This window comes from Pseudonocardia thermophila (assembly GCF_900142365.1).
In the GTDB taxonomy this organism is placed as follows: Bacteria; Actinomycetota; Actinomycetes; order Mycobacteriales; family Pseudonocardiaceae; genus Pseudonocardia; species Pseudonocardia thermophila.
The window spans coordinates 153817-174823 of record NZ_FRAP01000009.1 but is presented as its reverse complement, the minus strand read 5'-3'; the positions used below and the strand labels follow the sequence as shown (position 1 = coordinate 174823).

Sequence of the window (21007 nt, the reverse complement as noted above, 5' to 3'; positions counted from 1 at the left end):
GTCGGCCCGTTGATCACGGCACGTCGTTCTCGACGGGGCGCCCGCCGGGGGAAGATCTCGGCGTGACCGTGTTTCCTCTCGACGGGATCGTCGTGGTGTCCTGCGAACAGGCCGTCGCAGCACCGTTCGCCACCCGCCAGCTCGCCGAGCTGGGCGCTCGCGTGATCAAGATCGAGCGCCCGGGCAGCGGGGACTTCGCCCGCGCCTACGACACCACCGTCCACGGCCTCAGCAGCCACTTCGTGTGGCTGAACCGCTCGAAGGAGTCGCTGGTGCTCGATCTCAAGGCCGAGGTCGAGGTGATGTTCCGGCTCCTGGAGCGGGCCGACGTGTTCGTGCAGAACTTCGCGCCCGGCGCCGCCGAACGGCTCGGGCTCGGCGCCGACGCGCTGCGCGAGCGGTTCCCGCGGCTGATCACCTGCTCCATCTCCGGGTACGGGCCCGACGGGCCGTACCGCGACGCCAAGGCGTACGACCTGCTCGTGCAGGCCGAGACCGGGGTGATCGCGGTGACCGGCACCCCGGAGGAGCCGGCGAAGGCCGGCATCCCGGTCGCCGACATCGCCGCCGGCATGTACGCGTTCTCCGGCATCCTCGCCGCCCTCCACGAACGCCACCGCACCGGCACGGGTCGCCACGTCGAGATCAGCCTGTTCGACTCGCTCGTGGAGTGGATGGGCTTCCCGCTGCAGTACACCGCCGGATCCGGGACCGCGCCGAAGCGGGCCGGCACCAGCCACGCGGCCATCGCCCCGTACGGCGCCTTCGGCGTCGGCGACGGCGGCGAGGTCGTGCTCGGCGTGCAGAACGAACGCGAGTGGGCGTCCTTCTGCACCGAGGTGCTGCGCCGCCCCGAGCTGGCCACGGATCCGCGGTTCGCCACCGGCTCCGACCGGCTGGCCAACCGCCCGGCGCTGACCGAGGTGATCCACGCCGTGTTCGCCGAGCTCACCACGGATGAGGTCATCGCCCGGCTCGACGCGGCCCGCATCGCGCACGCCCACCGCCGCGAGGTCGCCGATGTGCTGGAGCACCCGCAGCTGCTGGCCCGCGGCCGCTGGACCGAGGTCGACTCCGAGGCCGGGCCGGTGCGCAGCCTGCGCCCGCCGCTGGAGCCCGCCCGGCTGGGGCCGATCCCGGCGCTCGGCGAGCACACCGAGGCGATCCGCCGCTGGCTCGACAGCTGAGTCACTCGCAGCCGATGCCGTCCTTGTCGGCGTCCAGGCGGTACGAGTCGGGGCCGATCACTCGCACCGGGTGGCCGATGTCCTTGCAGTCCAGGTCCGGGCCGTTCGGCAGGCACGGGTCGTAGCTGGGGTGGCAGCCGGAGCCGACCAGCGGCTGCGGCTTCGCGGCAGCGGTCTGCGGTGAACGCGTCGCGGGCGACGAGGACGGCTTCGGCGGGGCGGCCGCGGCCGCAGGCTTCGGTGCGGTCGTGCGGGGCGGTTGCACGCGCGGGGCAGGTGTGGCGCGTGGGGCAGGGGTGGCGCGTGGGGCAGGGGTGGCGCGTGGGGCCGCCGTCGGCGCGTCCGTGCAGGTCCGCGGGCCGTCGTCGGCGGCGCGCAGCCCCACCACGTAGGCGACGGAGGCGTCCCCGCCCTCGTACACGCCGGTGTGCGGGCGGGCGACCATGAGGACGGCGAAGTCGCGGCCGTCGGGCAGCGTCACGTAGCGCAGCAGCCGCCCGTACCGGTCGCGGTCGACGCCCGGCTCGGGCCGGATCGTGACGGTGGCGCCCTCGAGCAGGGCGGTCGCGTCGGCGGTGGCGGTCCGGCCGGGACCCGTGTCGCCTTCGCACGAGTCGATGCCCAGCACCCGCACCTTCCGGCCGTCGGTGAGGGTGAACGTGTCGCCGTCGTCGACGTGGTCGACCCGCACGGTCTCGGGGCCCGGCGCCGCAGTCGTCGTGGGGACGGGAGCTGCGGCCGGGAGCACGGGCGTGCTCGCGACGGGAGCGCTGCAGGCGGCGAGGGGGAGCAGGGACAGGACGATCAGGTGGCGCACACGCACCGGGGAGCCTCGCAAGACGTACGGACTACAGGGGAGCACGCCGGGAGTCGGGCCCGCCCCACCGGTCGTTAGCAGCTCCGCCGCAGAAGCCGAAGATCGGCGCAGCGGAAGACTCCACCCGGTGGCCGCACCGTTGCGCGGCTGGGCCGGTCACCAGGGCGACGGCCGGTAGTCCTTGAGGAAGCAGCCGTAGACGTCCTCACCCGCCTCGCCGCGCACGATCGGGTCGTAGACGCGCGCGGCCCCGTCCTCCAGGTCCAGCGGGGCGTGGAAGCCCTCCGCGGCCAGCCGGGCCTTCGTCGGGTGCGGGCGCTCGTCGGTGATCCAGCCGGTGTCGACGGAGGTCATCAGGATCCGGTCGGTCGCGAACATCTCCCCGGCGCTGGTGCGGGTGAGCATGTTCAGCGCGGCCTTCGCCATGTTCGTGTGCGGGTGGCCGGGGCCCTTGTAGCGGCGGGAGAACTGCCCCTCCATCGCCGAGACGTTCACGACGTACTTCCGGCGCGCCGGCGACGCCGCCAGCACCGGGCGCAGCTTGCTGACCAGTAGGAACGGTGCCGTCTGGTTGCACAGCTGCACCTCGAGCAGCTCCAGCGGGTCGATCTGGTGCACCACCCGGCTCCAGCTGTTCTCCGGCGAGGTGTCCGGCACCAGGCCGCCGGCGTCGACCTTCGCCTCGAGCGTCGGGGTGGCGGCGGTCAGCGCCAGCGCGGTCACCGCGTGCGGGGAGATGCCGGTGCTCTGCTCCAGCGCCGGCAGGCTCGCCGAGGCGAGGTGGCCGAACGTGATCGTTTCGACCAGCTCGGGTGCCGGTTCGCGTTCACCCGCCAGCAGCGCGGCGTAGGAGCCGGGCGGGCGGCGCACCGTCTGGGCGGCGTTGTTGATCAGGATGTCGAGCCGGCCGCGGCTCGCGACGTCGTCGGCCAGCGCCAGCACCTGGGCGGGGTCGCGCAGGTCGATGCCGACCACGCGCAGCCGGTGCAGCCAGTCGCCGCTGTCCGGGACCGCGGCGAACCGGCGCACCGCGTCGTTCGGGAAGCGGGTGGTGATCGTGGTGTGCGCGCCGTCGCGGAGCAGCCGCAGCGCGATGTACATGCCGATCTTCGCCCGACCGCCGGTGAGCAGCGCCCGACGCCCGGTCAGGTCCGTGCGGGCCGTCCGCTTCGCGTGGTGCAGCTCCGCGCAGCTCGGGCAGAGCTGGTGGTAGAAGGCGTCGACGACCGTGTAGCGCTCCTTGCACGTGTAGCAGGACCGCGCCTTGCGCAGCACGCCCGCGATCGGACCCGTGGCCCGGGCCTTGAGCGGCAGCCCGGCGGTCTCGTCGTCGATCCGGCCGGGGGCACCGGTGGCGGTGGCCTCGGTGACGGCCCGGTCGGCGGCCAGCACCTCGGCCCGCTTCGCCCGGCGCCGCTGCTTGCGCACGGCCTTGAAGATCCGGGCCGTCGCGCGCCGCACGGCCACCGCGTCGGGATGGTCCTCCGGCAGCTCCTCGACGGCGGCGAGCACAGCCAGGGTGGTGCGCAGATCGGCAGGATCGATGCCGGGACGGGTGCCCGGGTCGTGCGATGTCACGGCTGCCAGTCTCGCCGACGGGTTCGACGGGGACCTCGGGGAGGGCCATGGCCCTCGTGGTGCGGGCGAGGAGGGGAACGGTGGGAAAGCCGCTTGCTGCGCTCCCCTGGCGTGACGGCAACTCCTGCATGAGCGATCCAGCTCTCCAGCGCCCGGCCGCGTACCCCGATCTGCCCCACAGCACTCCACCGATCACCACCGGAAGGTGACCACGACCCCCGCGTCGGCCCTCGGAGGACCGACGCGGGGGTCGCGAGCACAGCACGAGCGGCCGTCGTCGAGGTGCGGGGGAGGGTGCGAGCACCGCGGTGCACCTCGACGACTCACCGGGCCGCGAGCACCGATCCGGTGCAGAGCGTCGTCGACGCGGGTCGAGCGCGCCGCGATCCGGCGACGAAGGAGCCGGGCGCGATCGACGCCGTGGCTTTCCTGCGACTCGTCCGGGCCGCGTCCCGATGCCTGGGACTCGAACGCCGAACTCGCCGGGTCGGGACGCGCGACTCGCCTTACGGAACGCGCGACTCGCTGGACCGGATGCCGCACTCGCCGGCCGAAGCGCGGGACTCGCTCGACCGGACGCGGGACTCGCGCCCCGGCGCGGGCCTACGGACCGGGCGCCTCTCCCAGCGGGTTCACCGGCCAGGCGTGCTTCGGGTAGCGGCCGCGCAGCTCCGCCCGGACCTGCGGGTACCCGGTCCGCCAGAACGACGCCAGGTCGCTCGTCACCGCCGCGGGCCGCCCGGCGGGGGAGAGCAGGTGCAGCACCAGCGGCAGCCGGCCGCCCGCGATCGTCGGCGTGGTCGTCACCCCGAGCAGTTCCTGCAGCTTCACGGCGAGCACCGGGGGATCGGTGGAGTAGTCCACCGCGAACCGGCGGCCCGACGGCAGGGCGATGCGCTCCGGCGCCAGCTCGTCGAGCCGCCCGGCCACCCGGGGATCGAGCAGCCCGCGCAGGATCGGTGCTGCGTCGATCTTCGCGAGGTCGGCGCGGGAGCGGGCGGTGGTGAGCGGCCCGGACCACCAGCGACCGGGATCCGCGAGGAGCGCCTCGTCGGACACGTCCGGCCACGGATCGCCGAGCACCCGGTGCAGCGTCGCGATCCGGTCGCGCAGCGAGCGGGCGTGCGGGGTCCAGTGCAGGAGCCCCAAGCCCTCGCTGCGCAGCCCGTCGAGCAGGGCGGCGCGCAGCCGCTCGGGATCGGGGCCGTCCAGGCGGCGCTCCTCCAGCACGATCGCGCCGAGCCTGCGCACCTGCCGGGCCACCACAGCGCCGCGCTCCCACGCCACTTCCTCGGCCGTCTCGACCAGCGCGGGCGCGGCGACCTCGGCCAGGTCGCGATCGGCCGCGGCGGCCAGCCGCACGGTGCCGTGCCGAGCACCCGGCGTCCGGTCGGCGACCGCCACGGCCAGCCACTCCTGCCCGGCCAGCGGGCTACCCGGCGCCAGCTCCACCGCGGTGCCACCGGCGAGCAGGTACACGTCCTCGGTCCCAGGGCGCCGCCGCGCCAGCCGCTCCGGGTGCGCCAGCGCCACCACCAGCGCCGCAGCCCGCCCCTCCGGGGCGCAACGAACGGCACTCTCGTCCACTCCTGGTGGACGAGAGTGCCGTTCGTTGCCTCCGGGGCCGGGGCGGGACCGCCGCAGAGCGCAGACCTGGCGCTCCAGCCTGCGCGCCTCCTCCCGCCACCGGCCACCCCGCCGACGCAGGCTGCGCAGCGCGGTGTCGACGTCGGCGGAGTCGGTCACCGCGTCGTCGTCGAGCCGCGCCACGACCTCCGCCGCCGTGCGCGCCCCGACCAGCTCAGCCCCGTCCAGCAGGGCCCGGCCCAGCCGGGGATGCAGGCCCAGCGCGGCGATCCGCCGGCCGCGCTCGGTGATCGAGTCACCAGCGAGCGCCCCGAGCGCGCGCAGCACCTCCTGCCCGGCGCGCAGCGGACCCTCCGGCGGTGGGTCCCACCAGGCCAGGCCCGATCCGTCCGGCGTGCCCCACTCGGCGAGAGCGAGCGCGAGCCGGGTCAGGTCGGCGGTGCGGATCTCCGGCTCCGGGAACCGGGGCAGCAGTTCGCCCTCCGGCCAGCACCGCAGCACCCGTCCCGGGCCCTCCCGCCCGGCCCGGCCCGCGCGCTGGTCGGCCACCGCCGCAGACACCCGCACCGTGACGAGGCCGGCCAGCCCGCGGCGGTGGTCCGTCCGCGGCACCCGCGCCAGGCCGCCGTCCACGACCGCCCGCACCCCGGGCACCGTCAGGCTCGACTCAGCCACTGCCGTCGCCAGCACGATCCGCTTCCGCGGGCCGGGCGTGAGCGCACGGTCCTGCTCCGCCGCGGGCAACCGGCCGTGCAGCGGCAGCACGTCGGCGTCGACGCCGGCCAGCGCGGCCTGCGTCCGGCGGATCTCCGCCGCCCCGGGCAGGAACGCCAGCACGTCACCCGGTCCGGCCAGCAGCGCCCGCACCGCGCGGGCCACGCACGCCTCGATCCGCTCACCGCGCAGCGGCGGCTGGTACCCGATCTCGACGGGGAACGCCGCGCCCGGCACCTCGATCACCGGGCCGTCGAGCAGCTCGGCGAGCCGGCTCGTCGCGACGGTCGCGGACGTGGCGAGCACCCGCAGGTCCGGCCGGAGCCCGGCGCGGGCGTCCAGCAGCAGCGCGAGCAGCAGGTCGGCGTCGAGGTGCCGCTCGTGGCACTCGTCGAGCACGACCGCGGTCACCCCCGAGAGCTCCGGGTCGGCGGCCAGCCTGCGCAGCAGCAACCCGGACGTGACGACCTCGACGCGGGTGCGGGCCGACGCCTTCCGGTCGCCGCGCACCGCGTAGCCGACGGTCTCCCCGACCGGCTCACCCAGCAGGGCGGCCATCCGCGCCGCGGCCGCTCGCGCCGCGAGCCGGCGCGGTTCGGCGACGAGCACCCGCCCGTCCTGCGCGGCCGCCAGCGCCAGCGGCACGAGCGTCGTCTTCCCGGTGCCGGGTGGCGCGACGAGCACGGCCGCCCCGGCCGCGTCGAGCTCACCGGCGATGTGCTCGAGGTGCGCACGGACCGGCAGATCGGGCAGCGCCGGCAGTCGCAGCGGTTGTGCCGTCACGGCTCCAACTCGGCCAGCTCGGCCCGCGCCCGCTCGGCCCGGGCCGCCGCGGCCTCGGCCGCCCGCGCCGACTCCTTCGCCCGCGCGGCCGCCGCTCGTGCTGCTGCCGCCGCCTCGCGCTCCCTCTCCCGCGCTGCCTCCAGCTCCCGCACCAGGTCGGCGACCACCTCCTGCGCGGCGGCGTGCGCGGACTCCGCGTCCTGCATCGCGGCGGTGTCCTCGTCGCGCCGCGCGGCGGCCGCGGCCTCGGCCTCCTCCGCCTCCTCGACGGCCCGGCGGCGCTCGGCCAGCTCCCGCTCCCTGCGCTCGCGCTCGGCCGGGTCCTCCTCCGGTTCGGGCTCCGGTCCCGGTTCCGGCGTCCGCGGCGTCGGGCGGGTCGCCCGCGTCGGGGTGACGTCGGGCTGGCCGACCGGGCCGAACCCGCTGTAGGCGATCGTGCGGGTCAGCTGCCCGGAGCGGACCTCGTCGGCGACGGTCGGATCGGCGAGCGCGGCATGCAGGATGTCCTGCAGCTCCCGCAGCACCGACTCGCCCGCCCGGTCACCCGCCTCGTACGCCAGCCGGCCCGCCTCCCGCGCCATCGCCGCGACCAGCCGGTTGCGCTGCGCGGACAGCGCCCGCAGCTGCGGCCCGTCGAGGTGCCGCTGCGCCTCGGCGAGATCGCCGCCGAGCGCGAGCAGCCCGTCGAGCTGCTCCCCGCGCTTGCGGGCCAGCAGGTTCGCCAGCCACGCGGCCTTCGTCGGCCGCCGCAGCCGCGCGATCGCCTTCGCGAGGTCCTTGTCGCCGGCCGCCTTCGCCTCCGCGACGGCGTCGTCGCGCGCGGGCACGAACTCGTCGGGACGCAGCTCGTAGAGCTGGTCGACGACCTCTTCGAGCGTCATGGCGATCGTCAGTGCTGCTGTCCGGCCAGCCGCTGCTGGATCGTCCGCTGCAGCTGCTGCAGCGAGGGCACGCTCAGCGTCTGCACCTGCCCCTCCAGCTGGCGCAGCAGCTGCGGGTCCGCCACCGCCTTCTCGCTGGACTGCAGCAGCACCGTGCCGGCTCCCGTGAAGTCGAACTGGCGCTCCTCGCCCGAGTTCTGGCCGAAGAAGCCCATGGCCGCGCCGAGGAAGCCCTGCATCCAGTTGGCGTCGTAGTGGTGCGACGGCGACGGGCAGTCCGCCCACCCCACCAGCGCGTCCGGGTCCACCCGGATCGGCGGTTCGGCGAAGATCACCGGCCCGGAGCTGGACGCCAGGAACTTCCCGGTGCCGATCAGCGTGAGGAACCCGGGCACGATCGACTGCTTCAGCTCCAGCGACGCATCGAACGCCAGCAGGTTCGCCGCGCGGATCGTGAGGTTGCCGTCGGTGAGGTCGTAGCTGTTGATGTCGTAGCCGCGGTCGCCGAGGATCAGGTGCCCCGAGCCGGTGGCCACCACCCAGTCGCGGGTGTAGAGCGGCGCCGAGAACCGGGCCGCCACCATGCCGGTCAGGTTCGCCGTCGTGAGCGGCTCGAACCGGATGCCCTGGCTGTGCGGCGCCGGGTAGTAGGCGATCATCCGCCCGGTCTGCATGAACAGCTGCCCGTCCAGCTTCACGCAGTACGCGTAGTGGTTGCCCGGGACGTTGTCGTTGTCCGGCAGCGTCGACGGGTTCAGCGGGGCCGGGGGTACTCCGTCGCTCATATCTTCTGCTCCGATGCCTGGACGTAGACGGTGCCGGTGCCGGTGCACTTGAGCTGGATCGCCTCGCCGGAGCCGCGGCCCACGGCGTCGCGCCAGCTCACCGACGCGGAGATGTCGACGTCGACGTGCCCCACGTGCGCGACGTAGGCCTGCGGGTCCACCGACACCGGGCCGGCCGGCCCGACCGGCACCGCGATCGTGCCGCCGTGCGAGACCACCGCGGCCGAACCGTAGCCGTGCAACTGGGTGGTGAACAGGCCCTGCCCGCTCACCGCGCCGCGCACCGCACCCCGGATGCCACCCTGCTGCCCGAGGAACACCACCGTCGACTGCAGCGCGGCGTCGTGGGCGAGCAGCCGGTCGGCTTCGACGGAGAGCGGACCGCTGCCGTCCAGCTCGATGATCGTGACGTACAGGCCCCGGTAGCCGTAGTAGACGGTGCCCTGGCCCTGAGCGACCATCATCGGCACCTGCTCGCCGGACACCATCCGCCCGGCGAACCCGCCGATCCCGCCGCTGCCCAGGTGCACGGGGGAGAAGGTGACGGCGCCGGTGTAGGCGAGCATCGCCCCGCGCCGGGCGAGCACCTCGCGGCCCGGCTCCACCGGCGCCGCGATCACCTTGCTGTTGACCGCCGAGAAACCCACGTCAGCGCTCCTCGGGCTGGATGTAGACGACGCCGTGGCCGTCGAAGCGCAGGGAGAACGCCTCGCCGCTGGACTCACCGATCAGGTTGCGCCACGACACGTCGGTGACGACGGTCTGGTTGAGCTGACCGCGGCTGGCGATGTATGCGTCCTTGTCGACCACCAGCGGGTACTGCGGGGTCACCTCCAGTGCGATCGGTGGCCCGCCCGCCGACAGCAGCGCCACGGTGCCGTACCCGGTCACCGACGTCGTGAACAGGCCCTGCCCCGAGGACATGCCGCGGAGCCCGGCGAACGCGACGTCCGTCGTGAGCTTGTCCGACAGGGCCAGGAGCTGCTCGGACTCGGCCTTCAGGGTGTCGCCGGCCAGCTCGATGATGATCACGTCCATCGCGTCCTTGGCGAACCAGACGGTACCGGTGCCCGAGCACGCCATCATCGACAGCGATTCGCCCGTCGCGCGCCGCTTGAGGCCGGCGAGGAGGCCGTCACCGCCGCCCATGCCGGCGTGCTTGAACTGCACCTGGCCGGTGTAGGCGACCATCGACCCCGTCGCCGCGCGGATCGTGTCGCCGGAGATGTCCACCGCCAGCATGCGGGGACTCTCGAGCCGGAACGACTGCATGTCCGCGATCCTGGCACACGAGCCGATCTCCCTCTCCCGATCACCCTGCTGATCGTCGGCGGGTTCTGCCAGCATCCGGGTCCTGCCAGCATCGCTGCGTGCGCGACGACGCAGAGCGGATCCAGCCGGCGACGATCGGGGGAATGGCGGGCCTGGCTCGCCGAGAACCACGCCCGCGGCAGCGGCGTCCGGCTCGTCACCTACAAGCGCTCCGCGGACGGGCCCACCCTCGGCTACGAGGAGTGCGTCGAGCAGGTGCTGTGCTTCGGCTGGGTCGACAGCACCGCGAAGCGGCTCGACGACGAGCGGAGGATGATCTGGTACGCCCCGCGCAGACGCGGTAGCGGCTGGGCGCGCACCACCAAGGCGCGGATCGAGCGGCTCACCGCTGCCGGGCTGATGACCCCGGCCGGGCAGGCCGTGGTCGACGCGGCGAAGGCGGACGGCAGCTGGACACTGCTCGACGGCGTCGAGGACCTCGTCGTGCCCCAGGACCTCGCCGATGCGCTGGCCGCGAACCCGCCCGCGCGGGAGCGCTTCGACGCGTTCCCGCCGTCGGTGCGCCGCGCGATCCTGCTCTGGATCGTCACCGCGAAACGGCCCGCCACCAGGGCCGCGCGGATCACCACGACGGCCGAGAAGGCCGCGCACGGGCTGACCCCACAGAGCGGAATTCCCGGAAATCCTTCCGGCCGGTGTCGAACGGGCCGGGGCGCGTTCGTGGACAGGGCGAGGGAGGGGCACCCCGCCGCTCCCCGCACCGCACCGGAGGTTCCCGTGACCACGACCGTTTCCGCCCCCACTGTTCGCACCGCCCCGTCGTTCGGCTCATTGCTGTTGACGGGCGCGGCCGCCACCGCCGGCGGGGCCGCCGCAGCCGTGCTCGTCGCCGCGGCAGGCCAGACCCTCGGCATCAGCACCGCCGTCGGCGGCGCTGAGATCCCGCTCTCCGGGTTCGCCGTGCTGACCGTCATCTGCTGCGTGATCGGGCTGGTCATCGCTGCGGCGCTGCGTCGTTTCGCCCGCAGCCCGCGCACCGCGTGGATCCGCACCACGGGCGCGCTGACCGTGCTGTCGTTCGTGCCCGACCTGATCGTCGCCGCCGCCGCGTCGACCCGGCTGCTGCTCATGCTGACGCACGTCGCCGCAGCTGCCATCGTGGTTCCCTCCGTCGCTCGACGCCTGCCCTGACCCGTTCGTCCCGACATCGAGGAGAAGCCGTGAACTACCTGCTGAGCGTCATCAACGACGAGTCCGTGCAGCTGTCCGACGCCGAGTTCCAGGAGATGCTCGCCCGCACCGGTGCGATCAACGACGAGATGAAGGAGCAGGGAGTCTGGGTGTTCGCCGGCGGGCTGCGGCCACCCGAGACCGCCACCGTGGTCCGTGCGCGCGACGGCGCCGTCACGACCACCGACGGGCCGTTCGTCGAGACCAAGGAGCACCTCGCCGGGTTCTGGGTGATCGAGGTGGCCGATCTCGACGCCGCGCTCGCGTGGGCCGAGAAGGCCACCACGGCCTGCCGCGCCCCCATCGAGGTCCGGCCCTTCGACGGGCTCGCCTGAGAGGAGTGATCGACGTGCGCTTCATGCTGGCCGTCCAGAACGACTGGAGCGTCCCCCTGCCCACCGGTGCCGAGTGGGACGAGTCCGTCGCCCGGGTGGAGGTGGTCAACGACGACATGCGGGCCCAGGGCGTCTGGGTGTTCGGCGGCGGGCTGACCGACCCGGACACCGCCACCGTGGTCCGCATCGAGAGCGGCGCCGTGACGATGACCGACGGCCCGTTCATCGAGACGAAGGAACAGCTCGGCGGTTTCTGGGTCATCGACGTCGCCGACCGGGCCGAGGCGCTCGAGTGGGCCCGGCGCTGCGCGGAGGCCTGTGCGGCGCCGATCGAGGTGCGCTCGTTCGACGAGCTCAGCCAGGGCTGATGCCCACCGATCTCGCGAGCGTCTACCGGGCCGAGTACGGCCGCTGCGTCGCCACCTTGACCCGCCTCCTCGGCGACATCTCGCTCGCCGAGGAGGCCGTCCAGGACGCGTTCACGATCGCGGTGCAGAAGTGGGCGGAGCTGCCGCCCAACCCGGGCGCCTGGATCGTCACCACCGCCCGCAACCGAGCCATCGACCGGATCCGCCGGGAGTCCACCCGCGAGGCACGCCACGTGCAGGCCCTGCTGCTGCACCGCGGCGACGACGAGCCCGAGGAGGTGGGACCGGTGCGCGACGACCAGCTGCGCCTGATCTTCACCTGTTGCCACCCCTCGCTGTCGCCGCTGGCGCAGACCGCGCTCACACTGCGGCTGCTCGGCGGGCTGGAGGTCCCCCAGATCGCCCGTGCCTACCTCGTGCCCGAGGCCACGATCTCGCAGCGGATCGTGCGGGCGAAGAAGAAGATCCGCGACGCCCGCATCCCGTACCGGGTCCCGACGGAGGCCGAGCTGCCCGCCCGGTTGCCGCCCGTGCTCACCGTGCTCTACCTGATCTTCAACGAGGGTTACACGGCATCGAGGGGCGAGCTCGTGCGGGCCGACCTGTGCCGGGAGGCGCTGCGGCTGGCCCGCGAACTCGCGTCGCTGATGCCGGACGAGCCCGAGGTGCTCGGGCTGCTCGCGCTCCTGCTGCTCAGCGAGGCCCGCCGACCGGCGCGCGTCGGGCCGTCGGGGGAGCTGGTGACGCTGGCCGAGCAGGACCGCTCGCTGTGGGATCGCGCGATGATCGCCGAGGGGCACGCGATCGTGCGCGAGTGCCTGCGCCGCAACCGGCCCGGCCCGTACCAGATCCAGGCCGCCATCAACGCTGTCCACACCGATGGGCCCACCACGGACTGGCGGCAGGTGCTGGCGCTGTACGACCAACTGCTGCAGTTCACACCGACCCCGATCGTCGCGCTGAACCGGGCCGTCGCCGTCGCCGAGGTGCACGGCCCGGAGGCGGCGCTGGCCGTCGTCGAAGAGCTGGAGCTGCCCGGCTACCACCTGCTGCCCGCTACGAAGGCTGAGCTGCTGGTGCGGCTCGGCCGGGTCGATGCGGCCCGGGCGGCGTACGCGGAGGCTGTCGCGCTCGCCGGGAACGACGCGGAGCGGGCGTTCCTGCAGAAGCGACTGGCCGAACTGAGCTGAGCCGCGCGGGATCGGCGAGTCCTGCGTTCGGGTCCCGCGAGTCGCGCACACGGCCCCACGTGTCCCGCGTTCGGTCTCGCGAGTCCCGCGGTTGGTCCGGCGGGTCGTGCACGCGGCGCGGCGAGTCGCGCGAATGGTCTCGCGAGTCCCGCACGCGGCGCGGCGAGTCCTGCGTTGGGGCGCGACCACGGAGTCCGGGCCCGCTGAGCACCGAGGACGGAGCTCGTGAGCTGCGCGTTCCCCGCACGGACTACACGACATCCGCACCGGGCACACCGGACGCGCAGCTCACCGGCCAGGGTGCGGGACTCGGACCGTTCGCGCGACTCGCCCGACGGGACGCGGGACTCGCCGCACGGCGCGATCCGGCCTCAGCTGGTGATGTCCTTCCGCGTGAACCGCCAGACCGCGAGCCCGCCGAGCACCGCGGCGTAGATCAGCGACGAGAAGACGCCGCGGGTCATCGTGTCCCAGTCGACGTCGGTGGCCAGCAGGTTCGCCCAGGCCGTGCCGTAGTGGGTGGGCAGGTAGTCGCGCAGTCCCTCCAGCGCGGTGATCTGGTCGAGGATCTGCGACACGATCGCCACCATCACGGTCCCGCCGACGGCGCCCAGCGGCGCATCGGTCGACACCGACAGCAGCAGCGCCAGCCCGGCCACCCAGCCCAGGTACAGGAACAGGTAGACCGCGCCGAGCAGCACCCGCCCCGCGCCCGTCCAGAACGACAGCGACTCGCCGGTGGGGCTGACGAGGTCACCGACGCCGTAGGCGATCGACCCCACCACCAGCGCGACGACCGGCAGCAGCACGATCGCCGCGAAGGACAGCACCGCGGCGACGATCGCCTTCTGCCGCACCAGCCTGGCCCGCGGGATCGGCGCGGCGAGCAGGTACCGCAGGCTCGACCACGACGCCTCCGCTGCCACGGTGTCGCCGAAGAACAACGCCACCACCACGACGAGCAGGAACGACGCCGAGGCGAACAGCGCGAACACGGCGAAGTTGCCGCCACTGCTCTTGGCCAGGTCGACGAGGTTGAGCGACCCGGACGGCGGCCCGGCCGGCGCCACGGTGAACGCGAACCACAGGATCACCGGCAGCGCCGCGATCAGCCCGAACGCCACCTGGGTGCGGCGGCGCAGCAGCTGGCGGCGCAGCTCCACCCGGATCGGCAGCGTGCGGTCCATCCGCACCGTCGGCTGCGTGGTCGTTCCGCTCACGGCGTGGTGTCCTCTCCGACGAGCTGCAGGAACGCGTCCTCGAGTCGGCGCCGCGGCCCGACCGCCGCGACGTCGACCCCCGCCCCGACCAACGCCCGGACCGCGGCCGCGCGCGGCATGCCGTTGAGCATCGCGTGCACCGCGCTGCCGTCCACGGCGACGTCACGGACCCCGTCGAGGGACGCGAGCACCTCGGCCGCGCGTTCCGGCGCGTCGACGGTGAACGACGCCGCACCGCCGCCCGCGATCACGTCCTCGACGCTGCCCGTCGCGACGACGACGCCGTGGTGCATGACGACGACGTGCGTACAGGTCTGCTCCACCTCGGCGAGCAGGTGGCTGGACACCAGCACGGTCCGCCCACCGGCGGCGTAGCGGCGCAGCACGTCGCGCATCGCGTGGATCTGCGGCGGGTCGAGTCCGTTGGTCGGTTCGTCGAGGACCAGCAGGTCGGGCAGCCCGAGCATGGCTTGGGCGATCGCGAGCCGCTGACGCATGCCCTGGCTGTACGTGCCGACGCGGCGGTGGATCGAGTCGCCCAGTCCGGCGATCTCCAGCGCTTCCTCGAGGTGCGCCTCGTCGGCGGGCCGCCCGGTCGCCGCCCAGTACAGCCGCAGGTTCTCCGTGCCGGACAGGTGCGGCAGGAACCCGGGCCCCTCGACGAACGCGCCGATGTCGGCCAGCACCGGTGCGCCGGGTCCCACGGGGGCGCCGAACGCGGTGATCCTGCCGGCGGTGGGCCGGATGAGGCCCATCAGCATGCGCAGCACGGTGGTCTTGCCGGCGCCGTTCGGGCCGAGCAGCCCCAGGACCATGCCGCGCTCGACGGTGAACGACACGTCCCGCACCGCCGTGAACCCGTTCTTGTACGTCTTGGCGAGCCCCTCGATGACCAGGGGTGGGGCGTGCGGGTCCGGTTCGACGTCGGCCGGACGGCGGCGCAGCCGGAACACCAGCCAGACGACGAGTACGACGGCCAGCACGATCCCGATCCCGATCGCCGGCCCGAGCGGCACGGTGTTGGGCGCGACCGAGCGGCCGGGCACCGTCGGGACGAGGAGCTCACCTTCGACACCGACCTGCCACACGGCAGGCGCCGTGCTGCCCGCGAAGCCCTGGTCGGTCGTGGAGAACGACACGAGCAGCTGGTTGCCCGCCTCGATCGGCGCGACCACCGCGGGCAGCGTGACCGTGACGCTCGCCGGGCCGGACTGGGGCACCGGTACCCGGACGGGGGCCACCGCACCGCCGAGCAGCGTGCGGGTGCCGTCCTGCGTGACCTCGTAGACCTTGCCGAACAGCACCGCTTCGTCGCCGGCGGGTTGGCCGGGGATCCGCGAGACGGTGAGCTTGACCCGCGGGGCCCCGGCGAGCAGCAGCTGCTGCTCCAGCGGCGCTGTGCGGAACTGCGCCGACTGCCCCGGCAGCTCGGAGGTCAGCGCGGCCACTCGGCCCGCGGCGTTGCCGAGCGCACCGCCCAGGCCGGGCAGCGACGTGAGCGCGGCCGGGTTGCCGCCCGCCGGGTTCAGCACCGGCTGCGGGTCGCCCTGCAGGTGCTGCCGCACCTCGGTGACGGGCGCCGCGCCGTCGATGCCCGGGTAGGCATCGGCGTGCACGGTGCGTCCGGTCGGGGTGGTGCTGCCGGCGCGGATCCCGCTCTGCACGGCGTAGCGGAACGTGCTCTGCTCGCCCTGCGGCGCCTTCCCGGCGAGGTGCTGGTCGAACCAGTCACCGATCCGCGCGCGGGTGGCGGCGTCGGGCTGGGCACCGTCGTGCCCACCGGCGAACCAGACCATCGACACCGGGGTGCCGTTGGCGGCGATCTGACGGGCGTTGGCGTCGGCGTGGTCGAGCCCGAACAGCGTGTCGGCCTCGCCCTGGACGAGCAGGGTGGGTGCGGTGATCCGGTCGGTGACCGATGCGGGGGAGGACAGTCGCAGCAGCTCGGTCAGCGCGGGGGAGGGGCGGCCGGTCGTCGCGGCCTCGGTGTAGCCGACGCAGATCTCCTCGCGGAACCGGCCGCAGGTCGCCGGGCCGGTCGGGGTGGCCCCGCCGCGCTGCGCCGGACCGAGCCCGGCGGAGAAGAACACCCCGGCCCAGCCGCGCTTGAACACCCCGTCCGGGGCGAACGCGGTGCGCGCGGGCGTGTCGACCGGCAGGTCCGTCGGCGTGGCCGCGTTCGGGAACAGGGCCTGGCCCAGGTCGTTCCAGGTGATCACCGGCGCGATCGCGTCGACGCGCTGGTCGTAGCCGGCCAGCAGCAGCGACAGCGCGCCGCCGTAGGAGCCGCCGGTGACGCCGACCCGCGGGTCGCCGGGGCCGTCCAGCCGGACCTCCGGCCGCTGCGCCAGCCAGTCGAGGAGCCGCTGCGCATCGGCGATCTCGTGGTCGGGCGAGTTCAGCCCGATCTTCCCGCCGCTCGCGCCGAAGCCGCGCGCCGACCACGTGAGCACGACGAAGCCGCGCGCGACCAGCTCGCGCGCGTCGGAGTCGACGGAGGTCTTGCTCCCGCCGAACCCGTGCGCGACCAGCACCGCCGGTGCCGGGGTCGTCTCCGGCAGGTAGAGGGTGGTGTCGAGCTCCACCGTCCCCTGTTCACCCGGGCCGGCGGGCACCTCGATGCGCTGCTCGGTCGCATTGGGCGGGGGAGCGGGGGCCGGCGAGGGGGTGGCGGTCGCGTACGCGGGCGCTGCGGAGAACGCCAGCACGCCGAGGGCGGCGGCGACCGCGAAGAGGACTCGGCGCACGCGATGAAAGGTATGCGACGGACGTCCGGTTCCGACCGGCCGACCTCAGAACTTTCTCAGCGTGTGGTGAGCAGCACGCGGGTCGTCCTCGACCGGCCACCTAGTCCTGCTCGGCCGCCCGCTTGCGCCGCTTGCCCTCGTGCATGGCCACCACGCGGGCGACCGGGATCGTGTGCCCCTCCTCGACCAGATCCGTCGGCAGCCGCCGCGGTTCGGGCATGCGCTCCCGCCACGGGTCGCGGTCGCCGAGCCGCTCCAGCGCGGTGTGGATGGTCAGCTGTGCGGGGACGACGTCGTCCAGCTCGGTCCAGTCCAGCGGGAACGACACCGGCACGCCGGGGCGGATCCGCGGGCTGTACGCGGCCGCGACGGTGGCCCCGTGCGCGCGGGTGGAGTCGAGGAAGACCTTGCCCTGCCGGTCCTCCTTGATGTAGGCGGTGGTGCCCGCGCCCGGGTCGATCCGCTCGGCCCGTCTCGCCAGCGCCCGGGTGGCGGCCGCGGCGTCGTCGGCGGAGGTGCCGGGCGCGAGCGGCACCACCACATGCAGCCCCTTCGATCCGCTGGTCTTCACCGCGCCCTGCAGCCCGGAGTCGGCCAGCGCCTGCTGCACCGCGCGAGCCGCTGCGACGACGTGGCCGAAGTCGTCGTCCGCCGGCGGGTCCAGGTCGAGCACCAGGTACTCCGGCCCCTCGGCGCCGATGCGGAACAGCGGCACGTGGTACTCGACGGCCCGCTGGTTGGCTAGCCACAGCAGGGTGCGCCGGTCGCCGCACACCGGGTAGGTGATCTCCCGCTTCGCGGCGAACGACCACACCGGTGTCGTCGGGATCCAGTCCGGCGCGTACGTGGGCAGGTTCTTCTGCATGAACGGCTCCTGCCCCACCCGCACCCGCATCACGGACAGCGGGCGGTCGGCGAGGCCGGGCAGGATCCGGTCCGCGACCGCGTCGAGGTAGTCGACGAGATCGCGCTTGGTGGCCCCAGCGCCGTCGAAGAGCGGCTGGTCGAGGTTGGACAGCTCGACGCCGTACCGCTCCTCCTTCGGCTGCCGGGCCGGGCTCATGCGGGTTCCTTGTGGTGCAGCTCCACGGACGCCAGCCTGCCGCCGGCGATCTCCGCCGTCATCCACGTGAACGTGGGTTGACGGCGCCGGTCGGTGGGCGAGCCGGGGTTGAGCAGCCGCATCCCGTTCGGCGCCGTGGAGTCGTACGGGATGTGGCTGTGCCCGAACACCAGCACGTCGACGTCCGGGAAGCGGCGGGCGCAGCGCTGCTCCCGGCCCTGCAGCGGGCCGGTCTCGTGCACCACCGCCAGCCGCACCCCGTCCAGCTCGGCCCGGGCGACCTCGGGCAGCCGCTCACGCAGCTCCGGGCCGTCGTTGTTGCCGTAGCAGCCGATCACTCGATCCGCGACGGCCTCGAGATCGTCGAGCAGGTCGGTGGTGACCCAGTCGCCGGCGTGCACCACGACGTCCACGGCGTCGATCACCTCCCACAGCTCGGTCGGCAGCGGCCGGGCGTGGGTGTCGGAGATGAGCAGCAGGTGCACGCCGCCCAGTATCGGTCCTGGATCAGCTGACGCCGACCAGGTCGACGACGAAGATGAGCGTCTCGCCGGGCTTGATCACCCCGCCGGCGCCGCGGTCGCCGTAGCCGAGGTGCGGCGGGATCACCAGCCGGCGCCGCCCGCCGACCTTCATGCCCTGCACCCCCTGGTCCCAGCCGGGGATGACGCGGCCGACGCCCAGCGGGAAGCGCAGCGTCTGGCCGCGGTTCCAGGAGGCGTCGAACTCCTCGCCGGTCGAGTGCGCCACGCCGACGTAGTGCACCTCGACCGTGCTGCCGGCGGTGGCCTCGGCGCCGTCGCCGACGGTGATGTCCTCGGTGATCAGGTCGGTCGGTGCGGGGCCGTCGTGCGGGTCGACGTCGGGACGGGTCAGGGTCACTGAAGTCACCTCCGGGTAAGGGGGCCCCAGGGTGCCAGACCCGCTGGCGCGGGGTAGACACGGGGACGTGCCAGAACCCGATCCCCGCCGGTGGAAGGCCCTCTGGGTGACGCTGACGGCGGGGTTCATGACCCTGCTCGACGTGAGCATCGTGTCGGTCGCGCTGCCGTCGATGCAGCAGGACCTCGGCGCGAGCCCCGCGGAGATCCAGTGGGTGGTCTCCGGCTACGCCCTCACGTTCGGGCTCGCGCTCGTCCCGTGCGGTCGGCTCGGCGACGCGCTGGGCAGGCGCACGATGTTCCTCGCGGCGCTGACGGTGTTCGTGCTGTGCAGCGCGGCAGCCGGAGCGGCCCCTTCGGTGTTCTGGCTGATCGTCGCCCGGCTCGCGCAAGGACTCGGGGCGGGCGCGCTCGCGCCGCAGAACTCCGGGCTCATCCAGCAGCTGTTCCGCGGGGCCGAGCGCGGCCGCGCGTTCGGGTTCTTCGGTGCCACGGTCGGCATCTCGACGGCGGTCGGTCCGCTCGCCGGCGGGCTCATCCTCGCGCTGGCCCACGGGCCCGGCGCGTGGCGCTGGATCTTCTTCGTGAACGTGCCGATCGGGATCGTCGCGCTCGTGCTGGCGGCCCGGCTGCTGCCGCGGGCCGCGGCCGGCCGGCGGGAGCACATCGATGTGGGTGGAGTGCTGCTGCTCGGCGCGACGGTGTTCACGGTGCTGCTGCCGCTGGTCCTGGCCTCGGCCGGGGGTGTGGCCCGGCTGTGGTGGCTGTTCCCGCTGGGTGCCGTGCTCGGCTGGTTGTTCGTGCAGTGGGAGCGCCGGGTGATCGCGCACGGCCGTCCGCCGCTGCTCAACCTGCGGCTGCTGCGCGGCACCCCGGGCTACGCCTCGGGCATCGCGCTGGGTTCGCTCTACTTCGTCGGGTTCTCCGGCATCTGGCTGGTGTTCGCGCTGTTCTTCCAGCACGGGCTCGGCTACACGCCGCTGGAGTCCGGCCTCGCGGTGACGCCGTTCGCGGTGGGCAGCGCCGTGTCGGCCGCGGTGGGCGGGCGGCTGGTCGCGCGGCTCGACCGGCTGCTCACGGTGCTCGGGCTGGGGCTGGTCGTGCTCGGCCTGACCGCAACAGCGGTGGTGCTGGCGCTGACCCCGGCCGGCGCTGCCGGAGCCGCCGCTGGGTTGCCCCTGCTCGTGGCCGGTGTCGGGGGCGGCTGGGTGATCTCCCCGAACACCACGATGACGCTGCGCAGTGTGCCGGTCGCGATGGCCGGCTCGGCGGGCGGGGCGCTGCAGACCGGGCAGCGGATCGGCGCCGCCATCGGCGGTGCGGCGCTCGCCGGCCTGTTCTACAGCGTGCTGGCGGCCAGCGGCGAGTCGTACCCGGTGGCGGTCGGGGCGGCGATCGGCGCGGCAGCCGTGGTGATCGCGCTCGCCTGGGTGATCGCGATCGCCGACTGGCGATCGGGACGGCGGGCGGCCGCGCACCCGGCGGAGCCGGTGCACGTGCCGGAGTGAGCGTTGCCTCCCGGCGGCGCATCGCGCCAGCGTGGTCGCACACCGACCGATCAACTCGGTCGCAGAACTGCTCGGCTGGCTGCCTGAGGGCTGGCCTGTACGTGCGCGTCCCAGGACTTCTGCGGGGCTTGTGTCTCGGGACACAGTTGCCTATCGTGATTGAACAGTCATTCAAGACGAATGAACGGTCATTCGATGGAGCAGCTGGGGCCAGAGGCGATCTCAGATGCAAGAGCGCAATGGCGGAGGCGGCAGATCGTCGACGCCGCCAGCCGGTTGCTGGAGCGCACCGACTTCCACTCGATGTCGATGCAGGAGCTCGCCAAGGAGGCGGGGGTCAGCGTCGGGCTGATCTACCAGTACGTGCCGAGCAAGGAGGACGTGCTTCTCCTCCTCTTCCTGGACATCCTCGAGGCCTACCGCCGAGAGGTGCCTGAGGCGATGGCCGGCGTCGAGGACCTGGTTGAACGGCTCGTCGCCGGGTTCCGGGCCTACAGCACGGTCATGGCGGAACGCAGGTTCCTCACCGTGCTCGGCTACCGGGAGAGCAAGTCATTGGACGTCGCTGGCAGGCGACGCACCCAGGAGCTAGAGGTCGAGACCATCGAGCTGCTTGCCGCCACGGTTCGGGAGGGCATCGAGGCGGGCATGTTCATCGAGGTCAATGCAGAACTGATCGCCTACGACCTCGTCGCGTTGGCCCAGAGCTGGGCGCTCAAGTATTGGTTCCTGCACAAGCGGTTCACCTTCGAGAGTTACGTGACACACCAGCTCCAGCTGTTTCTCACCGCGATCTTCACCGAGCAGGGGGCTCGGGAGTACCCGCAGTACGTGATCGGAGCGCCGATAACCGAGGAGTGA

The 21007-nt window shown here is 73.7% G+C and carries 19 protein-coding genes; 7 read left to right on the top strand and 12 right to left on the bottom strand.

Going from position 1 to position 21007, the window contains the following annotated elements; genetic code table 11:
- Window positions 1-62: 62 nt before the first annotated feature.
- Complete coding sequence (locus tag BUE41_RS13740) at window positions 63-1187, top strand: CaiB/BaiF CoA transferase family protein (protein WP_073457466.1); 1125 nt, start codon at window positions 63-65, stop codon at window positions 1185-1187.
- 1 nt (window position 1188) lies between these two features.
- Here the strand turns inward: BUE41_RS13740 and BUE41_RS13735 are convergent, their stop codons facing one another.
- The 7 genes from BUE41_RS13735 to BUE41_RS13705 form a co-directional block, all read right to left on the bottom strand.
- Complete coding sequence (locus tag BUE41_RS13735) at window positions 1189-2010, bottom strand: thermonuclease family protein (RefSeq protein WP_143172141.1); 822 nt, start codon at window positions 2008-2010, stop codon at window positions 1189-1191.
- 150 nt (window positions 2011-2160) lie between these two features.
- Entirely contained in the window at window positions 2161-3582 is a 1422-nt protein-coding gene (locus tag BUE41_RS13730) for an SDR family NAD(P)-dependent oxidoreductase (RefSeq protein WP_084754933.1), read from the bottom strand.
- 603 nt (window positions 3583-4185) lie between these two features.
- Window positions 4186-6666, bottom strand: a complete 2481-nt coding sequence (gene hrpB, locus BUE41_RS13725) for an ATP-dependent helicase HrpB (protein ID WP_234997240.1) — start codon at window positions 6664-6666, stop codon at window positions 4186-4188.
- The gene (locus BUE41_RS13720; RefSeq protein ID WP_073457464.1) at window positions 6663-7547 is read right to left on the bottom strand and encodes a hypothetical protein; all 885 of its coding nucleotides are present in this window, start codon (window positions 7545-7547) and stop codon (window positions 6663-6665) included. The genes hrpB and BUE41_RS13720 overlap by 4 nt, the downstream gene beginning before the upstream one ends.
- An 8-nt stretch (window positions 7548-7555) precedes the next feature.
- Window positions 7556-8332, bottom strand: a complete 777-nt coding sequence (locus BUE41_RS13715) for an AIM24 family protein (protein ID WP_073457463.1) — start codon at window positions 8330-8332, stop codon at window positions 7556-7558.
- Window positions 8329-8979, bottom strand: a complete 651-nt coding sequence (locus tag BUE41_RS13710) for an AIM24 family protein (RefSeq protein WP_073457462.1) — start codon at window positions 8977-8979, stop codon at window positions 8329-8331. The genes BUE41_RS13715 and BUE41_RS13710 overlap by 4 nt, the downstream gene beginning before the upstream one ends.
- Window position 8980: 1 nt before the next feature.
- Window positions 8981-9604 carry an AIM24 family protein gene (locus BUE41_RS13705; RefSeq protein ID WP_073457516.1) on the bottom strand — a complete coding sequence of 208 codons (624 nt, stop codon included), beginning with the start codon at window positions 9602-9604 and terminating at the stop codon, window positions 8981-8983.
- A gap of 255 nt (window positions 9605-9859) precedes the next feature.
- On the opposite strand from BUE41_RS13705, the gene BUE41_RS31900 reads away from it, so the two are divergent.
- Genes BUE41_RS31900 through BUE41_RS13685 form a run of 4 tightly spaced genes read left to right on the top strand, consistent with a single transcriptional unit; the run spans window position 9860 to window position 12727 of the window.
- Window positions 9860-10795 carry a DUF6069 family protein gene (locus BUE41_RS31900; protein WP_073457461.1) on the top strand — a complete coding sequence of 312 codons (936 nt, stop codon included), beginning with the start codon at window positions 9860-9862 and terminating at the stop codon, window positions 10793-10795.
- A gap of 29 nt (window positions 10796-10824) precedes the next feature.
- Window positions 10825-11169: a YciI family protein gene (locus tag BUE41_RS13695; RefSeq protein WP_073457460.1), complete on the top strand. Its 345-nt coding sequence runs from the start codon at window positions 10825-10827 to the stop codon at window positions 11167-11169.
- Window positions 11170-11192: 23 nt separating this feature from the next.
- Window positions 11193-11537: a YciI family protein gene (locus tag BUE41_RS13690; protein WP_073457515.1), complete on the top strand. Its 345-nt coding sequence runs from the start codon at window positions 11193-11195 to the stop codon at window positions 11535-11537.
- A complete protein-coding gene (locus BUE41_RS13685; RefSeq protein ID WP_073457459.1) occupies window positions 11537-12727 on the top strand; it encodes an RNA polymerase sigma factor in 1191 nt (396 codons plus the stop codon). The genes BUE41_RS13690 and BUE41_RS13685 overlap by 1 nt, the downstream gene beginning before the upstream one ends.
- Before the next feature lie 371 nt (window positions 12728-13098).
- Here BUE41_RS13685 and BUE41_RS13680 read toward each other — a convergent pair whose 3' ends face one another.
- The 5 genes from BUE41_RS13680 to BUE41_RS13660 form a co-directional block, all read right to left on the bottom strand.
- Window positions 13099-13947: an ABC transporter permease gene (locus BUE41_RS13680; protein WP_407691664.1), complete on the bottom strand. Its 849-nt coding sequence runs from the start codon at window positions 13945-13947 to the stop codon at window positions 13099-13101.
- Window positions 13944-16694: an alpha/beta fold hydrolase gene (locus tag BUE41_RS13675; RefSeq protein WP_073457458.1), complete on the bottom strand. Its 2751-nt coding sequence runs from the start codon at window positions 16692-16694 to the stop codon at window positions 13944-13946. Before BUE41_RS13675 ends, BUE41_RS13680 begins: the two co-directional genes overlap by 4 nt.
- 100 nt (window positions 16695-16794) lie before the next feature.
- Window positions 16795-17757 (bottom strand): DNA polymerase domain-containing protein, encoded by a 963-nt coding sequence (locus BUE41_RS13670; protein WP_073457457.1) that lies wholly within the window; start codon window positions 17755-17757, stop codon window positions 16795-16797.
- Entirely contained in the window at window positions 17754-18242 is a 489-nt protein-coding gene (locus BUE41_RS13665) for a metallophosphoesterase family protein (RefSeq protein ID WP_073457456.1), read from the bottom strand. Before BUE41_RS13665 ends, BUE41_RS13670 begins: the two co-directional genes overlap by 4 nt.
- Before the next feature lie 22 nt (window positions 18243-18264).
- Window positions 18265-18639, bottom strand: a complete 375-nt coding sequence (locus BUE41_RS13660) for an FKBP-type peptidyl-prolyl cis-trans isomerase (protein ID WP_073457455.1) — start codon at window positions 18637-18639, stop codon at window positions 18265-18267.
- A gap of 67 nt (window positions 18640-18706) precedes the next feature.
- Here BUE41_RS13660 and BUE41_RS13655 point away from each other — a divergent pair, with 67 nt between their 5' ends.
- Together BUE41_RS13655 and BUE41_RS13650 are read left to right on the top strand one after the other, a co-directional pair.
- Entirely contained in the window at window positions 18707-20146 is a 1440-nt protein-coding gene (locus BUE41_RS13655; RefSeq protein ID WP_073457454.1) for an MFS transporter, read from the top strand.
- Window positions 20147-20341: 195 nt separating this feature from the next.
- Window positions 20342-21007 carry a TetR/AcrR family transcriptional regulator gene (locus BUE41_RS13650; protein ID WP_073457453.1) on the top strand — a complete coding sequence of 222 codons (666 nt, stop codon included), beginning with the start codon at window positions 20342-20344 and terminating at the stop codon, window positions 21005-21007.